The organism is Pseudorhodobacter sp. (assembly GCF_034675685.1).
Taxonomy (GTDB): domain Bacteria; phylum Pseudomonadota; class Alphaproteobacteria; order Rhodobacterales; family Rhodobacteraceae; genus Pseudorhodobacter.
On the sequence record NZ_JAUCDA010000016.1, the window covers coordinates 38056 to 55343 of the forward strand.

At 57.4% G+C, this 17288-nt stretch carries 14 protein-coding genes and 3 pseudogenes; 12 read left to right on the forward strand and 5 right to left on the reverse strand.

Annotation, left to right across the window (positions count from 1 at the left end; all coding sequences use genetic code 11):
- Positions 1 to 163: 163 nt before the first annotated feature.
- From glpK to glpD, 5 genes and pseudogenes are all read right to left on the reverse strand, one after another.
- Positions 164 to 1651: a glycerol kinase GlpK gene (gene glpK, locus VDP61_RS11665; RefSeq protein ID WP_323007059.1), complete on the reverse strand. Its 1488-nt coding sequence runs from the start codon at positions 1649 to 1651 to the stop codon at positions 164 to 166.
- A 31-nt stretch (positions 1652 to 1682) separates the two neighbouring features.
- Positions 1683 to 1919: pseudogene (locus VDP61_RS11670) on the reverse strand (sugar ABC transporter permease); the annotation flags it as partial.
- Entirely contained in the window at positions 1916 to 2998 is a 1083-nt protein-coding gene (locus VDP61_RS11675; RefSeq protein WP_323007060.1) for an ABC transporter ATP-binding protein, read from the reverse strand. The gene VDP61_RS11675 and the pseudogene VDP61_RS11670, both read right to left, overlap by 4 nt.
- Positions 2999 to 3001: 3 nt before the next feature.
- Positions 3002 to 3682, reverse strand: a pseudogene (locus tag VDP61_RS11680) (ABC transporter ATP-binding protein); the annotation flags it as partial.
- Positions 3683 to 3689: 7 nt separating this feature from the next.
- Positions 3690 to 5285 (reverse strand): glycerol-3-phosphate dehydrogenase, encoded by a 1596-nt coding sequence (gene glpD, locus VDP61_RS11685; protein WP_323007062.1) that lies wholly within the window; start codon positions 5283 to 5285, stop codon positions 3690 to 3692.
- Between the two features lie 444 nt (positions 5286 to 5729).
- Between glpD and VDP61_RS11690 the strand changes: the two genes are divergently transcribed.
- The 12 genes and pseudogenes from VDP61_RS11690 (at position 5730) to doeA (ending at position 17285) form a co-directional block, all read left to right on the forward strand.
- A complete protein-coding gene (locus VDP61_RS11690; RefSeq protein ID WP_323007063.1) occupies positions 5730 to 7136 on the forward strand; it encodes an MBOAT family protein in 1407 nt (468 codons plus the stop codon).
- Between the two features lie 11 nt (positions 7137 to 7147).
- Positions 7148 to 8272, forward strand: coding sequence for an alginate O-acetyltransferase AlgX-related protein (locus tag VDP61_RS11695; RefSeq protein WP_323007064.1), 1125 nt, complete (start codon positions 7148 to 7150; stop codon positions 8270 to 8272).
- A 244-nt stretch (positions 8273 to 8516) separates the two neighbouring features.
- Positions 8517 to 8652, forward strand: a pseudogene (locus VDP61_RS17880) (TRAP transporter large permease subunit); the annotation flags it as partial.
- A 169-nt stretch (positions 8653 to 8821) separates the two neighbouring features.
- Positions 8822 to 10207: a PLP-dependent aminotransferase family protein gene (locus VDP61_RS11705; RefSeq protein ID WP_323007066.1), complete on the forward strand. Its 1386-nt coding sequence runs from the start codon at positions 8822 to 8824 to the stop codon at positions 10205 to 10207.
- Between the two features lie 110 nt (positions 10208 to 10317).
- Entirely contained in the window at positions 10318 to 11103 is a 786-nt protein-coding gene (ehuA, locus tag VDP61_RS11710) for an ectoine/hydroxyectoine ABC transporter ATP-binding protein EhuA (RefSeq protein WP_323007067.1), read from the forward strand.
- A 28-nt stretch (positions 11104 to 11131) separates the two neighbouring features.
- On the forward strand, positions 11132 to 11950 hold the full coding sequence (ehuB, locus tag VDP61_RS11715; RefSeq protein WP_323007068.1) for an ectoine/hydroxyectoine ABC transporter substrate-binding protein EhuB: 819 nt from the start codon (positions 11132 to 11134) through the stop codon (positions 11948 to 11950).
- A gap of 66 nt (positions 11951 to 12016) precedes the next feature.
- On the forward strand, positions 12017 to 12673 hold the full coding sequence (gene ehuC, locus VDP61_RS11720; RefSeq protein WP_323007069.1) for an ectoine/hydroxyectoine ABC transporter permease subunit EhuC: 657 nt from the start codon (positions 12017 to 12019) through the stop codon (positions 12671 to 12673).
- Between the two features lie 3 nt (positions 12674 to 12676).
- Positions 12677 to 13336, forward strand: coding sequence for an ectoine/hydroxyectoine ABC transporter permease subunit EhuD (gene ehuD / locus VDP61_RS11725; RefSeq protein WP_323007070.1), 660 nt, complete (start codon positions 12677 to 12679; stop codon positions 13334 to 13336).
- Positions 13333 to 14097 carry an ectoine utilization protein EutA gene (gene eutA, locus VDP61_RS11730; protein ID WP_323007071.1) on the forward strand — a complete coding sequence of 255 codons (765 nt, stop codon included), beginning with the start codon at positions 13333 to 13335 and terminating at the stop codon, positions 14095 to 14097. Before ehuD ends, eutA begins: the two co-directional genes overlap by 4 nt.
- Positions 14094 to 15086, forward strand: coding sequence for a hydroxyectoine utilization dehydratase EutB (eutB, locus tag VDP61_RS11735; RefSeq protein WP_323007072.1), 993 nt, complete (start codon positions 14094 to 14096; stop codon positions 15084 to 15086). The genes eutA and eutB overlap by 4 nt, the downstream gene beginning before the upstream one ends.
- Complete coding sequence (eutC, locus tag VDP61_RS11740) at positions 15086 to 16072, forward strand: ectoine utilization protein EutC (RefSeq protein WP_323007073.1); 987 nt, start codon at positions 15086 to 15088, stop codon at positions 16070 to 16072. Before eutB ends, eutC begins: the two co-directional genes overlap by 1 nt.
- Positions 16073 to 16103: 31 nt before the next feature.
- Positions 16104 to 17285 (forward strand): ectoine hydrolase DoeA, encoded by a 1182-nt coding sequence (doeA, locus tag VDP61_RS11745; RefSeq protein ID WP_323007074.1) that lies wholly within the window; start codon positions 16104 to 16106, stop codon positions 17283 to 17285.
- Positions 17286 to 17288 lie beyond the last annotated feature (3 nt).

Sequence of the window (17288 nt, forward strand, 5' to 3'; positions counted from 1 at the left end):
GTTGGCTGACAGGCGAAGGCGACGCAATCGCCGACGGGCTGGCAAAGAATGTGCTTCAGTTTCATGGAGCGGGTGGTGCGGTGCTGCGCAGGAAGTGACGGCGGGCGCTGAAATCCTTCTTGCGCTTGGGGCTGTTGCACATGTTGCACAAGGGCTGACCGGGCTAAAACGCCATGGTCGCGGCCACGGCACGTTTCCACGCAGCATATTTCTCGGTTCGCAGGGCGACATCCATCGTAGGCTCAAATGTTCGCTCCAGCATCCAGTTCGCGGCAAATTGGGCCTGACCCGGATAAATCCCTGCGCGGTGACCGGCCAGCCATGCAGCCCCAAGTGCAGTTGTTTCCTGCATCACGGGGCGGTCCACCTTGGCGCCGATGATATCGGCCAAAAATTGCATCGTCCAATCCGAGGCCGTCATCCCGCCATCAACCCGCAGCGTCGGTTCCGTGCCGGTCGTCGCCCAATCGGCCTGCATCGCCTCCAGCAAGTCGCGGGTCTGATAGCCCACGGCCTCTAATGCCGCGCGCGCAATCTCTTCCGGGCCGGAACCACGGGTCAGGCCAAACATCGCGCCGCGACATTCCGCATTCCAATAGGGCGCGCCAAGACCAACGAAGGCCGGCACCAAAACCACGTTTTGCGCAGGGTCGGCGCGTTCGGCCAGTGGCTGCGTTTCCTTGGCATCGCGGATCATTTTCAGCCCGTCGCGCAGCCATTGCACAACGGCCCCCGCCATAAAAATAGACCCCTCCAGCGCATAGGTCGGCTTGCCGTCCAGTTGATAGGCAATCGTGGTCAGCAGGCGGTTCTTTGACACCACGGGCGTATCGCCGGTGTTCAGCAGCGCAAAGCAGCCGGTTCCATAGGTCGATTTCATCATTCCCGGTGTAAAACAGGCTTGCCCAACGGTCGCCGCCTGCTGATCACCGGCGACACCCAGAATCGGGATCGGACGGCCGAAAAGATCGGCCCGCGTCATGCCGAAATCAGCGGCGCAATCCTTGACCTCTGGCAGCATTTCCATCGGGATATCAAAGAGATCACAGATGGGCTTGCTCCACCGTCCCTTGTGAATATCATACAGCATGGTGCGGGCGGCATTGGTGGCATCGGTCACATGCGCGGCGCCGCCTGTCAGCTTCCAGATCAAAAAGCTGTCCACAGTGCCAAATGCCAATTCTCCGTTGCGCGCCCTGGCCCGCGCGCCATCCACATGGTCCAATATCCATTTCAGCTTGGTGCCGGAAAAATATGGGTCGGCCAGAAGCCCGGTGCGGGTGGTGATCAGTTTATCATGCCCTGCCTCGCGCAATTCACGGCAGTATTCGGCGGTTCTGCGGTCTTGCCAGACAATCGCGCGGTGCAGCGGTTCACCGGTTTTGCGATCCCAGACCAAAGTGGTTTCACGCTGATTGGTGATGCCGATTGCAGCGATGTCATCTGGCCCCAGACCTGCTTTTTCAATCACCGCCCGGCAGGTGCCTGCGGTCGTCGACCACAGATCACAGGGGTCATGTTCAACCCAGCCGGAGTTGGGGAAATGCTGGGGGAATTCCTCTTGTGCGATGGCTTTGATCTTCATCGCCGCGTCAAACAAAATTGCCCGGCTGGACGTGGTTCCTTGATCAATCGCCAGAATATGGCTCATCGCATCCTCCCTTGGCGCACGCAGTCTGATAAATCGCCAGAATAATGCCGGAAAACAGCATTTGCCGCCCCAGCGCATCCCACATCCGTTGGGAATGTAGCATTTCGTCAAACCATTCGAGGCCGGCCCAGAAAAACTTGTTGTGGCCAAGGGCATCTTGAACGGAATAATTCACCACTGTCATCAGGGGGATAACAGCCGAAAACGCGACCAGTAAAAGAACTGGCAGCACTAGAAACCACGCTTTTTGATTGACGGTCTTGTTCATGCCGCATCCTTTTCGCTTGGGGTCACGCGCCAATCGTCGGCGTAAATATTAATGCCTTCCGGGGCAAATTGAACGGCGTTTGCATCGGCAGGGATCACAGCACTTTCGCCCACGATGGCCGAGATTTCTTGGCCCTCTACATCCAGCCGCACAATCTTGTGGCGGCCTACATCCTCAACCCGGCGGATGCGCGCGGGAATACCGCCAGTGGTCGACAGGGTGACAAATTCGGGCCGCACGCCCAGTTCAATCTTGTCTTTGGCGGTATAACTGGCATCAAGATCAACGCTATGCCCCGCAACTTGCGCGACACGCCCCGCTACAGACGCGGGCAATACATTCATCCCCGGCGAGCCGATGAAATAGCCGACAAAGGTATGTGCAGGCCGTTCAAACAATTCCTGCGGCGTGCCGATCTGCACCACGCGCCCGTCATACATCACGACCACCTTATCGGCAAAGGTCAGCGCCTCGGTCTGGTCATGGGCGACATAGATCATCGTATGGCCGAATTCATGGTGCAGACGTTTTAACTGGGTGCGTAATTCCCATTTCATATGCGGGTCAATCACGGTCAGCGGCTCATCAAACAGCAGCGCATTCACATCCTTGCGCACCATCCCGCGCCCAAGGCTGATCTTTTGCTTTACATCTGCCGTCAGGCCGCGCGCCTTGCGCTTCAGCATATCCTCCATGCCGATCATCCGGGCGATTTCCTGCACGCGCTCGGCAATGTAGGCCTCATCCCGACCGCGATTGCGCAGCGGAAAGGCAAGGTTGTCGCGCACGGTCATGGTGTCATAGACCACAGGAAACTGGAACACCTGCGCGATGTTGCGTTCGGCTGTCGGGGCGTGGGTTACATCTTTGCCATCAAACAGAATACGCCCTTGGCTGGGGTGCAGCAGGCCGGAAATGATATTCAGCAAGGTAGATTTGCCGCAGCCAGATGCGCCAAGAAGGGCGTAAGCCTCGCCGTCCACCCAATCGTGATTCAGCTCTTTCAACGCATAATCATCTTCAGATTTTGGGTTGGCCAAATAAGAATGCGCGAGGTTATCAAGTGTGATCTTTGCCATATCTTATGCCGCCTTTGCATCGGAGGCGGCTGGTACCAGCGCGCCGTTTTCCGAAAAGATGTACACATGCGACGGGTCCAGATAGACGCGCAGGTTTTGCCCCGGTGTCAGGTCATGCACGCCATGCACCAACCCGACCCAGCGCGCGCCGTGGTGGGCCAGATGCACAAAGGTTTCCGACCCGGTGATTTCGGTCACTGTCAGTTGCGCATCGAATTCCATGGCCCCCCCCCCCGCCACATAGCGCCCATCGGCCAGGTCGGTCATGGCGCCGCGCGCCTCTACCGACTGATCGGCGCCAAAGTTCGATTTGCTCCCGGCCTTGACGACATCCAGAAAATTCATCGGCGGGTCAGAAAATACCCGTGCGGTGGTGGCGTCTACGGGGTGGCGGTACACCTGCGGCGTCAGCCCGAATTGCGTTACCCGCCCTTCCCACAGGGTCGCAGTATTGCCGCCCAGCAGCAGCGCTTCCTCTGGCTCGGTGGTGGCGTAGACAACGATCGACCCGGCTTCCTTAAAAATCTTGGGAATCTCGCTGCGCAATTCTTCGCGCAGTTTATAGTCAAGGTTGGCCAGCGGTTCATCCAGCAGCACCAGCCCTGCATCTTTCACCAAAGCCCGCGCCAGCGCACAGCGCTGTTGCTGACCGCCCGAAAGCTCTAGCGGTTTGCGATTCAGCAGCGACATCTTATTCCCCCGCCTTCATCAATTCCGTTTTATCGGCCTGCATCCACGCATCCAGTGCCGCGATTTGCGCTGCGTCCATTCGCAGCCCCAATTTGTTACGCCGCCAGACCACATCTTCGGCGCGGCGGGCATATTCGTGGGTCATCAGCCACGCCACCTCGCGTGCGGTCAGGGTTGCGCCAAAGTCGCGGCCCAGATCACCAGCTTCGCGGGCATCGCCTAAAACCTCAGCCGCCTCGGTGCCGTAGGCCCGTATCAGGCGCCGCGCCCAAAAGGCGGTCAGGAACGGATAATCCTGTCGCAGCCTGTCAATCAAATCCGGCACCCCGTCATGCGGAAAATCCCCGCCCGGCAGCGCCACCCCCGCCGTCCATTTTGCGGGCAGGCCAGGAAAGTGATCTGCAATCTTGTCCATCGCGCTTTCGGCAAGGCGGCGATAGGTGGTGATTTTACCGCCAAAGATGTTCAGAATGGGCGCGCCGCCATTGGCATCCACTTTCAAAGTATAATCCCGGGTCGCGGCTGTCGCGCTGCTGGCGCCGTCATCATATAAGGGCCGCACGCCCGAATAGGTCCAGACCACATCCGCGGCCATGATGTCTTGCTTGAAATACCTGTTCGCGAAATCAATCAGATAGTCGCGTTCCGCATCGGTGCAGACAGGCGCGTGATCGGGGCTGTCATGTTCGGCATCGGTCGTGCCGATCAGGGTAAAATCCTGCTCATACGGGATTGCAAAAATGATGCGCCCATCGGTTCCCTGAAAGAAATAGCATTTGTCATGGTCATACAGCCGTTTGGTCACGATATGGCTGCCGCGCACCAGGCGCACGCCTTCGGTTGAATTGATCCACAGTTTTTGCTGTATCACATCGCCCACCCAAGGGCCTGCCGCATTCACCAATACCCGCGCGTGACGCGTTTCGGTTTGGCCATCCCGGTCCAACGTGATTTCCCACAGGCCGTTTTTGCGCAGGGCCGAAATGACTTTCGTGCGAACCATGATCTTGGCCCCGCGCGCCTCGGCGTCGCGCGCGTTCAGGATGACCAGCCGGGAATCCTCAATCCAGCAGTCGGAATATTCATAGGCGCGGGTAAAACGATCCTCAATCGGGGCACCTTCCGGCGTGCCGGGCAAGGACAGGGTAACCGTTCCCGGCAAAATCTTGCGCCCGCCCAGGTTGTCATACATGAACAAGCCCAACCGGATCAGCCAGGCGGGCCTGCGCCCCTTCATCCAGGGCATCACAACACCCAACAGCCTGGATGTGGGCGTGTCGCCTTCAAACCGCATATCCTTATGATATGGCAGCACAAAACGCATTGGCCAGCTGATATGGGGCATGGCGCGCAGCAGGGTTTCACGTTCGATCAGTGCCTCACGCACCAAACGCACCTCCCAATATTCCAGATAGCGCAACCCGCCATGAAACAGTTTGGTAGAGGCGCTGGAGGTGGCCGAGGCGAGGTCGTTCATTTCGGCCAGGGCCACGGTTAACCCACGCCCCGCCGCATCGCGCGCAATGCCACAGCCATTGATGCCACCGCCGATGATGAACAGGTCCGTTACCGGATAAGATGGAGGTTGGGCTGTCATCCGGCCTCCCCGCCAAATGAATATTTGATACCCCTAACGAAACACGGAATGCGCGTTACTGCAAGAAATTTCTTCGAAATTGTTCTTTCTTTGCCTTGCGGCTGAATGGCGGCGCTAGGCCATTGATTTTCCATCGAGCCTTGAGCGGGCAAGGCCGCTTGCGAAGCCGCGGCGCAGCAATTAAAGCGAAGATTTACATCAAAATCATGGTTGTTCTTGAAAAAGCGAACATAAGGGAACAGTCTTGGGCAAGGAGGATTCGCAAGCGACCCTGCTCGTCAAAGCCGGTGGGTCTTATCGTTGATTGTTACGAAGATCTCGCCTGGGTGCCAGCACCAGTTTAAGGATGCAGGTATGGCGTTGCACAAACGGTCTGATTTAATAGGGGTAGTCCTTTCATGGTGGGCACAATAAACTAAAAAGACTTGAAGTCGGATACCAAGATTGCTTTTCAGCTCAATCCCGTTTGTCTTTGTGTTCTTGCCGATCAGCCTGATCGGCTTTTTTGCCATATCCACAATCGCCGGGCCAAAGGCGCGGCTTTGGTGGTTGGCGGCCTGTTCACTTTTATTTTATGGTTATTGGCGGATCGACTATCTGCCGATCCTGGTCGGTTCTGTCGCTGTAAACCATGTGCTGGCGCGGATCGTCCAATCACTGATCGCGCAAAATACCATGAGGAAACGGCGCGCATTTATGGCGCTTCTGGCCGGGATTACCCTTAACCTCGTCTTGCTTGGCTATTTCAAGTACACCGATTTTTCGATTGAAACCTTCAATGCCGTGACTGGCTTTTCGGTGCCGACGCTGAATCTTGTTCTGCCGCTGGCAATTTCGTTCTTCACGTTTCAGCAGATCACTTATTTGGTCGACAGCTACAAAGGGTATATCAAGCGCAGCGATTTTCTGGATTATCTTGTTTTTGTGACCTTTTTTCCGCAGTTGATCGCCGGGCCAATTGTTCACCACAAAGAGATGATGCCCCAATTCCAAGCCCGGTTTTTTGGCTTTGTGCGTTGGAAGTTCCTGCTTAAGGGCGCAATGGTGTTTTCGATCGGTTTATTCAAAAAAATCGTCATTGCGGATCATTTTGCAACCTATGCTGATCTTGGCTATGCCAGTGCAGAAGCGCTGACCATGGCGCAGGCTTGGATCACTACGCTGTCCTATACATTCCAGCTTTACTTCGATTTCAGCGGCTACAGTGACATGGCGATTGGCGCGGCGCTCATGTTTGGCGTTCGCTTGCCGTTCAATTTTTTCTCTCCGTACAAAGCAACCTCTGTGCGCGATTTTTGGCGGCGCTGGCATATGTCGCTTTCACGGTTCTTGCGAGACTATGTTTATATTCCGCTTGGTGGCAGCCGCCAAGGCGAGGCGCGCGTGGCCACCAATCTGATGACGACCTTTGTGCTTGGCGGTCTTTGGCATGGGGCGGGTTGGACCTTTATTGTCTGGGGGGCGATCCACGGCACGGCTTTGATTGCAGAGCGAGGGCTGTCCAAGCTGCGCGTGCCTCTGCCCAGGGTTTTGAAATGGGCGATGACCTTTTTGATCGTGCATTTGGGATGGGTCTTCTTCCGCTCTGCCGATCTGGCACAGGCAACACAAATGCTAAGCGCCATGTTTGGCGGGGCGGCAGAGGGAACAGGGATAATCGCAAGCAAGAATGCCGCGCGGAATGAGTTGCTATTGGCCTTTGTCGCTGTTCTTTTCTTTCCAAACTCTATTGAACTCACGCGCAATATCAATGCGCTGTGGAAAACCGTTGCGGCGGGCCTGCTCTTTGGTTTCGCCTGCATTGCTATGGTTGCCTCACGCAGCGAAGTTTTTCTCTATTTCAACTTCTGACAGGACGATCCATGCACCGCGCGCGCTTTATCTTATTTCTTCTCGTCGGGCTTAGCGTCTTTTCAAGTTTGCCGTTGATCAAGCTTTTGCCCCGCATCCTCTCGGGCGATAGTCTGGCTGCGGCGCTGTCAGCAGAACCCATCCGTTCGCTGTGGTCGGTTGATGGGCTGGAGGGGCGCCTGGCGTATCATTTGATCGACTGTTGCGAGATTTCAGTGAAGCCCAATGTCGTCGTCGCTGGCAAGCAAGGTTTTCTCTTTCTTGGCAACGACAGCGACCGTGTTATCGACAAGACCATCGGCATCTTTCGCCAACCTCGTCAAACAATTGACGCATGGACGCAGTCGGTTGCGCGCCTGCGCGACTTTGCCAAAAGCAATGGCGCAGAGTTTGCAATGATTATCGCTCCGAACAAACATTCGATTTACCCGGAGTTTCTGCCAACCCGCTATGTACCTGCCAAAACGAACGTGACCGATGACTTTTTGACGAGCGCCGCCGAAACAGGCCTGTCAGTCTTGGACTTGCGACCAATCTTACGCACCCACAAGGCCGATGGTCCACTTTATTATCGAACCGACACACACTGGACCCATATCGGAGCGGCAATAGCCCATGAAAATACGATGGCACATCTTGAACGACAAACAGGTTGGGTCCTTGAACGCCCAACCTATATCCAGCATGCCATCAAAGTCGGCTCTGGCGATTTGGCGAGACTTTTAAAGATCACGAGCAGCTTTGATGCCGAACATGAAGCGGATAGTAACTATGATTTTGGGGCATCATCCATTTGTCAGGGACAAATCAACACTGCAACTGACGAGCAAACTTCTTGCGAACCCACGCATTTTGGCGACATCTGGGTTAACTCTTCGGCCCTCATTGTAACGCGGGTTCCTGACGCCCCGAACCCGCAGTCGGTTTTGGCCTTGTGTGATTCATTTTGCACCGCGACATCGTCACTGTTGAACGCGAGCTTTCAAACTGTTTATCGCATTCCATGGGCCAACCTCAGCGAAACAGAATTGCGCGATGAAATTAAGCGCCTTAGCCCTGATATCGTGATGCTACAGGTCGTGGAACGCTTGTTGCTGTCGCCCCAAATTGGGCTGGCGTACCGGTTCAAAAGCTGACGCGGTCATAAGGTCGTTTATTTGCCAGAACCTATCCGACAATGCCGTGGCGGTGTCGGGTGAAATGGGATCGGTCAGGATCTACGCCAAGTCATAGATGACATCGCGCGGCGTTGCAGGCCAACCGGGTGTGCCAAGTCCACGGACAGTAAAGCAAATCCCAAATTCGATGCGCCGAATTTGTACGGTAGCGTTGCGCGGGCTGGCGGCGTTTAACTGGTGATATTGCGGCGGTGAAAATGCGCGCCGGGTTGCAGGCGCCATTGCCCGCGGCGCGACATTGGGGGGTGATACCGCCGGCGATCAACATGATCATCTATGGCGCGATCACCGACACTTCGATTGGCGGCCTGTTTATCGCGGGCATCATTCCGGGGCTGGGCCAGTTTGTCGGGCGGTATCGGGCAGGTGAGGGGCTTGTCATTCGGCCCGTCCAAGCTCACGAATTCGACAGGTGAATCGCTCAGGCCCAGGGTTGTGCAGCAACGCCTTGTTCTTGGCTGAATATTTTGTTTGCAGATTGACCTGATATTGATCAGATTTGTAATCATGACAAATTGGATGCCCGACCCTGCCTTGCTTCGCCGCCCCGCCTACTTTTCGTTGGCCGAACAATTTGCGCGTGCCATAGAATCGGGCGTGTTGCCGACAGGTGCGCGGCTGATGCCGCATCGCAAACTGGCTGACGGGCTTGGTCTTTCGGTGCAAACCGTCAGCCGTGCCTATGAAGAGTTGATACGCCGTGGTCTGATTGTCGGCGAAATCGGGCGAGGGTCATTCGTGTTGGGATTGGGGGCCGAAGCGCGCCAGCCCTATTTGCCAGAGCGTCCCGGTCAGGTGGTCGATTTGTCCATCCTCAAGCCGGTGGTCGAAGATATGCATCTGCTTCGAATACGAGAAGGGTTTGCGTGGCTGGCCGAGAATATGGCCGCAAGTTCAGCCCTTTCGTTCCGGCCGAATATGGTGATGCCATATCACCGACAGGTGGCGGTGAATTGGCTCGCCGGGCAGGGGATTGAGACAAACCCTGTCAATATTTCCATTACCAACGGCGCGACACCTGCAATAACGGCGGCATTGATGAGCGTGGCGCCCATGGGCGCAGGCATCGCCGTCGAGGCATTGACGCATCACTCTATCATGCCGCTTTGTAGCTATCTCGGGTTGCATCTGGAAGGGGTGGCAATTGATGCCGAAGGGATGCGCCCCGACGCATTGGATGCGGTGGCCCGGCATGGAGCGATCAGGTCAATTTACCTTCAGCCTAATGTTATCAATCCATTAGCGGCCCAAATGGGCCAGGATAGACGCAATGAGTTGGTTGAAGTCGCACGGCGCTATGACTTGATGATCATCGAGAATGATATTTTGAATGTGATGATCGCAGATCGGCCGCCCGCTTTTGCGACCCTTGCCCCTGAGCGGGTGCTGCACATCTGTGGTTTTACCAAAATCACACTTCCGGGCCTGCGACTGGCCTATCTGACCGCGCCGGCGCGTCTTGCGACAACTGTGGCAAACCGACATCTGGTTTCCAACTGGATGGCTACGCCGCCCATGGTGGATCTGCTGAGCCATTGGATCACCGACGGAACGGTAGCGCAGCTTGCCGCGTGGCAACGCACCGCCCTGGGCCAGCGGCATGCTGTGGCCAGCCAGGTTTTTGGCAAGGCCATGCCGCCCTGCCACCCTCACAGCCTGCATCTTTGGCTGCCACTGACGAACAACTGGGCCGAAGACGGCTTTGTTGCAAAGGCGCGCCAGCAAGGCGTTGCGATTGCCTCGGGTGGGTCATTCCGGGCAACCGAAAAAGGGCGGTATGAAGCGGTCCGAATCTCGCTTGGGTCAGCAGGTGAAGAGGAATTGCGCCGAGGATTGGAAATTGTCGCAACAATACTGGCGGATGAGCCAGAGGTGCTGATGACGCCTATTTGAGGCCTGCAAAGGGGATCAGATGGATTAATATTGTCATGATACTATTTATGAATTGACATGATTTATAGTCATGACAATGCTGTGGCCAACCAGACTTGGGAGCCGGAATTTTGACCTCGCCAATCATTCGCGTAAATGGCCTTGATAAATCCTTCGGGAAGCTAAAGGTGTTGGACGGCCTTAGTTTCGATGTCATGCCGGGTGAAAAGCTGGCGCTCATCGGGCCATCCGGTTCCGGCAAGACCACGATTTTGCGGATATTGATGACGCTGGAAACCATTTCAGGCGGCCATATCGAGGTTTGCGGTGAACAGCTTTACCATATGCAGAAGAACGGTCGCGAAGTTCCAGCCGACGAGGCGCATCTGCATCACATGCGCAATTACATCGGCATGGTGTTCCAGCATTTCAACCTGTTTCCGCACAAGTCGGTGCTGGATAATATCTCTCTTGCACCGATCCTGACCAAGGGAGAAACGCGGGCCAAGGCCGAAGCGCATGGCATGGAACTGTTGGAAATGGTTGGGCTTGCAGACAAGGCCGGCGCCATGCCCGCCCAGCTTTCAGGCGGCCAGAAACAGCGTGTGGCCATCGCGCGTGCATTGGCGCTCAAGCCTCGGATCATGTTGTTTGACGAAGTGACCTCGGCGTTGGACCCTGAACTGGTCGAAGAAGTGCTTTCAGTGATGAAACAGCTCGCGGTGGAAACCGATATGACGATGCTGCTGGTCACCCATGAGATGGGTTTTGCACATGAATTCGCGGATCGGGTGCTGTTTTTTGATCGCGGACAAATCGTCGAGCAAGGCCCGCCCGCACAGATTTTCACCAATCCAACGCACGAACGAACCCAAGCCTTCCTGCGCAAGATCATTGCCGCAGGGCACCGCGTTTGACCTTAACCAATAGAGAGGAACCACAGCTATGAACAAGACCCTTTTGACCATCGCTTTGCTGGCCATGCCGTTGCCTGCACTGGCCGACAAACTGGACAGCCTAAAAGAGCAGGGATTTGCGCGCATCGCCATTGCTAACGAGCCCCCCTTTACCGCTGTTGCCGCCGACGGTTCGGTTTCGGGTGCGGCGCCGGACGTGGCGCGAGAGATTTTCCAGCGATTGGGGGTGCCGGAGGTTGTTGCATCCATTTCGGAATATGGTGCGATGATTCCGGGGCTTCAGGCCCGTCGCTTTGACGTTATCACCGCCGGGTTGTTCATGAAGCCAGAGCGTTGCGCCGCCGTTGCCTATTCCGAACCGGTGCTTTGCGATGCCGAGGCGCTTTTGCTGCCCAAAGGCAACCCAAAGGGGTTCAAATCCTACGCGGATATTGCCGCAGACAGCACAGCCAAAATCGGCGCGCCGGGGGGCGGTACCGAAGAAAAGCTGGCCCTGGAAGCGGGCGTTCCGCGTGACCGTGTCATCGTTGTGCCGGATGGCCAATCAGGTGTGAAGATGCTGCAAGACGGTCGTATCGACGCCTATTCGCTGCCGGTTTTGTCGATTTCAGACCTGATGGCCAAGGCCGCCGATCCCAATCTTGAAATGTTCGCCCCGGTTGTTGGTGCGCCGGTTTATTGCGATGGGGCTGCGTTCAACAAGGATGATACAGCCCTGCGCGACGCGTTTGATGTGGAATTGGCCAAGTTGAAAGCATCCGGCGAATTCGCAGCGATTGTAGAGCCTTATGGCTTTTCGGCCGCCGCCGCGATCTCAACAAGCCGCGCCCAGCAATGCGGCGAGTGATCTGACCAACGGGGCGGTGCAAACCATGTGCCGCCCATATTGCTTTCCCAACAAGGGCGAAACCCGATGGCCGATTCAATCGGATATTTGACCCTGATCCTTCAGGGGGCGCTGGTGACGATCCAGCTGACGGTGATGGGGTCTGCCCTTGCCTTGGTGGTGGCCTTTACGGCAGGTTTGGGCCGGGTTTCGCCCTATTGGCCGCTGCGCTGGCTCGCGACCATCTACATAGAGTTTTTCCGCGGCACCTCTATTTTTGTCCAACTGTTTTGGCTGTATTTTGTTTTGCCCTTCGCAGGCATCACATTCTCACCGTTACAGGCAGGGGTGATGGCGCTGGGGCTGAATGTTGGCGCCTATGGGGCAGAAGTGGTCCGAGGCGCCATCCTGTCGGTTCCGCGCGATCAATATGAGGCCTGCATCGCCGTCAACCTGACCCGGTTTCAGCGCATGCGCCATGTGATCTTGCCGCAAGCCTTGCCGCTTATGATGCCGACGTTTGGCAATAACGCCATCGAGTTGCTTAAGGCGACCGCCATTGTTTCGCTGATTTCACTGTCGGACATGACCTTTCAGGCACAGGTGGTGCGGGCGCAAACCGGCGATACGCTTCTGCCCTTTGTTGCCATTCTGGTGCTGTATTTCGTGTTGTCATTGCTGATCTCCGCCGGGGTGCGTGCGATTGAACGCCGCCTGACGCGCGGCCTTGATGGGGTGCGCTAGGGTATGGATTGGGATTGGAATTTTGTTGCGCAGATCATGCCGACCTTGCTTTCAGGGTTGAAGCTGACGCTGATCATTTCCCTTTTGGCGGCAATTGTCGCGGCGGTGCTTGGGTTGGCCTTTGCCATTGTGCGCCGCTCGAAGGTGAAGGCGATATCGCTTCCGGTTTCGTGGTTTGTGGAATTCATTCGCGGCACGCCATTGCTGGTGCAGCTCTATTTCATTTTCTATGTGCTGCCGGATGCCGGCATTGTGCTGTCGCCTCTGGTGGCGGGAGTTATTGGAATGGGCTTGCATTACGCCACCTACACAGCCGAGGTCTATCGCGCCGGTATTGAAAACGTCGCCCGCGGTCAGTGGGAGGCTGCACGCGCCACCAACCTGACGATGCGGCAGACCTGGGCGCATGTGATCATCCCGCAGGCGGTGCCGCCAATGATCCCGGCGCTGGCGAATTACCTGATCGCAATGTTCAAGGAAACGCCGCTCTTGTCTGCGATCACGGTGTTGGAACTGATGAATCAGGCCAAATCGGTGGCCAATTCCAGCTATCGCTATGTTGAGCCGATAACGATGGTGGGGGTGATCTTTCTTGCGATGTCACTGGTTTCTGTGGTGATCCTGCGTTGGCTGGAATACCGTTTCGGGCAGGTCGCGCGATGACTGAAATTCAACAGAGCTCGCGTAAACCTCGACTTGATGATCGCCCGGTGGCGCATCGCATCGGCCTTGTGGCGCTTTCGACCGATCACACCAGCGAGGTGGATTATGCCCGCATGCTGGCCCCGCGCGGCATTGGCGTTTATGTCAACCGCATCCCCTATGCCAACCCTGTCACCCCCGCCACACTGGCCGCGATGGAGCCTGACTTGGCGCAAGGCGCCGCATTGATCTTGCCGGACGAAAGCCTTGATGCGGTGATTTACGGCTGCACCTCTGCTTCGGTTGTGATTGGTGAGGCGGCGGTGCAGGCCGCGATTTGGCGTGGCAAGCCGGGTACGCCTGTGGTGACCCCGATTTCCGCGACGCTGGCCGGGTTGCGTGCGATCGGCGCAGGGCGGATTTCGGTGCTGACGCCCTATTCGGTCGAAACCTCGACCCCGATGGCACGGCTGTTTGAGGCGGAAGGCTTCAGCGTTGATCGTTTCACCTGTCTGGGCATGGATGATGACCGTGCGATGGCCCGGATTGCACCGGATGAAATCGTGGCATTCGCCCGTGATGCGGCGGCCAAAACCTCTGACGCGTTGTTTGTTTCCTGCACTGCTGTACGGGCGGCAGGGATTATCGACGTGATCGAGGCAGCTACTGGCGTGCCGGCGCTTTCGTCAAATTATGCCGCTGCATGGAATGTGCTGCGGCTATTGAATGATCAGGGTGCTGCTGCTTCTGGGCATCTGATGACTTTGCCTTTGGGGGGATGATGGAACAGCTTGCCGTCACCCTTGCCGATATTCGGGCCGCTGAAAGCCGCATCAAAGGTTTGGTTCGCCACACGCCAATCCGGGAAGACGCGGTTTTGTCTGGGCGGCTTGGCGTGCCGGTCTTGCTGAAACAAGAGTATAAGCAAGACACCGGCGCGTTCAAACTGCGCGGGGCGACCAATGCAATATTGTCCCTGCCAGCAGAGGTTCTGGCGCGGGGCGTTGTCACCGCTTCCACCGGAAATCATGGCCGCGCGCTGGCCCATGCCGCAAGGGCGGCGGGCGTGCGGGCGGTGGTTTGCCTGTCGCGATTGGTGCCGGAAAACAAGATTGCCGCAATCCGCGATCTTGGGGCCGAGGTGCGCATCATCGGGGCCAGTCAGGACGAGGCGATGCAAGAAGTCGTGCGCGCGGTGCAGGCCGAAGGCCTGAGCGAGGTGCCTCCCTTTGATCACCCGGCGGTGATTGCGGGGCAGGGCACGTTGGGGCTTGAGATCGTGGCGGATTGTCCGCGTGTTGCGACACTTCTTGTGCCGCTGTCGGGCGGTGGCCTTGCGGCGGGGGTGGCGCTGGCGGCCAAAGCATTGCGGCCAGAGCTGCGCGTGATCGGCATCAGCATGCGCCGTGGCGCTGCAATGGGGGCAAGCCTTGCCGCAGGGCATCCGGTTCAGGTTTCCGAATTGCCCACGCTTGCTGACAGTCTTGGCGGTGGCATCGGCTTGGACAATCGCATCAGCTTTGATTTGTGCCGCGCCTTGCTGGATGAGGTGATCTTGCTGTCCGAGGCCGAGATTGCCGCTGGTATGCGCCATATCCACGCGGCAACCGGCGACCCCGTCGAAGGCGCCGCAGCCGTGGGGGTGGCGGCCCTGCTGGCGGGCAAGATAAAACCGCACGGCCCGATCGTCGCAATCTTGTCGGGGTGCAATGTCGCCCCCGATCTTTTCGCCCGCGTTCTGTGCCGCGACCCCGAACTGGAGGCCTGCTGATGCGCAACCCGATCACCATCCTGACCGAGACCGATCTGCGCCAACTGGTGCCGCTTGATCTGCGCGCAATTGACTGTATCGAGGATGCCTTTCGCGCCTTGGCGACAAAGCCCGTGGCAATGCCGCCGATCTTGCGGCTGGATATTCCCGAACATCGCGGCGAAGTCGATGTGAAAACCGCCTATATTCCGGGTGTGGACAGCTTTGCCATCAAGATCAGCCCCGGCTTTTTTGGCAATCCGGCGCTGGGCTTGCCTTCGACCAGCGGGCTGATGGTGGTGCTGTCGGCGCAGACCGGATTGGTGCAGGCGTTGCTGCTGGATAACGGCTATCTGACCGATCTGCGCACGGCGGCGGCGGGGGCGGTTGCGGCGCGGCATCTGGCGCGGGCGGATGCACAGGTGGTGGCAGTGCTGGGCGCAGGGATGCAGGCCGAAATGCAACTGCGTGCGCTGGCGCTGGTGCGGCCTATCACGGGCGCGCGGATCTGGGCGCGTGATGCAGCCAAGGCGGCGATGCTGGCGGCGCGGCTTGATCTTGGGTTTGCGGTAAGCGTTGCGGGCAGCGTGGCCGAGGCGGTTGATGGCACTGATATTGTCGTGACAACCACACCGGCAACGGCGCCGATCCTGCCCGCAGGGCGTATCGTGGCGGGCCAGCACATCACCGCGATGGGTTCGGACGCAGAGCATAAGAACGAGGTGGACCCACGGCTGATTGCCCGCGCGCGTTATGTGGCAGACCGTCTGGCGCAAACCCGCAGCATGGGCGAATTGCACCATGCCATTGCAACCGGAGTGATCGCGGCGGATGCGGTTTTCCCCGAACTCGGCGCGGTTATTGCCGGGCTTGCGCCGGGGCGATCTGGACCAAACCAGATCACCTTGGCCGATCTGACAGGCACCGGCATTCAAGATACTGCCATTGCTGCCCTTGCCGTCGCGCGCGCGAAAGATGCCGGGGCGGGACAGAGTTTTACCGTTTAATCGGGGCCAGGAACCCCAAGGAGGCAATGCTATGACTGATGTTCACCTAAGGTTCAGCCGTGCGGAGTTTGATGAACGGCTGCGCAAAACCCGTCTTGCGATGGAAAAGCAGGGGCATGATCTGTTGATCGTTACCGACCCGTCCAACATGAACTGGCTGACGGGCTATGATGGCTGGTCGTTCTATGTCCATCAATGCGTGGTCATTCCGCCGGTTGGCGAGCCGATCTGGTTCGGGCGTGGCCAAGATGCCAATGGTGCCAAGCTGACCGCCTATTTGCGGCATGAAAACATCATCGGATACCCTGACCACTATGTGCAATCCACCGAGCGTCACCCGATGGATTATCTGTCCGGTATCTTGGCAGACAAGGGCTGGGGCACGTCCCGCATTGGCGTCGAGATGGACAATTACTGGTTCACCGCGGCTGCTTTTGCCGCTTTGGTCAAACACCTGCCAAACGCCAGGTTCAGCGATTGCAACAGCCTTGTGAACTGGCAGCGCGCGGTGAAATCGCCGCAGGAAATCACCTATATGCGCAATGCCGCGCGCATCGTCGAGGCGATGCACGCGCGCATCGTCGACAAGATCGAAGTGGGCATGCGCAAATGCGATCTGGTCGCAGAGATTTATGATGCAGGCATCAGGGGTACGCCGGAAATCGGCGGGGATTACCCTGCGATTGTGCCGCTGTTGCCTTCGGGCCGCGATGCCTCGGCACCGCATCTGACATGGGACGACAAGCCGATGCAATCGGGTATGGGGACGTTTTTTGAAATTGCGGGTTGCTACAACCGCTATCATGTGCCGCTGTCGCGTACTGTGTTTCTGGGCAAACCGACACAGGCGTTTCTAGAGGCAGAAAAGGCCACGCTGGAGGGAATGGAGGCAGGCCTTGCTGCCGCCAAACCCGGCAATACCTGCGAAGATATCGCCAAGGGCTTTTTTGATGTGCTGGCCAAATATGGCATCCTCAAAGAAAACCGCACCGGCTATGGCATCGGCGTCAGCTATCCGCCCGATTGGGGCGAACGCACCATGAGCCTGCGCCCCGGCGACCGCAGCGTGTTGCAGCCGGGTATGACCTTTCATTTCATGACCGGTCTCTGGCTTGAGGATATGGGGCTGGAAATCACCGAAAGCATCCTGATCACCGAAACCGGAGTTGAATGCCTTGCCAATGTGCCGCGCAAATTGTTTGTGAAGGATTGAGGC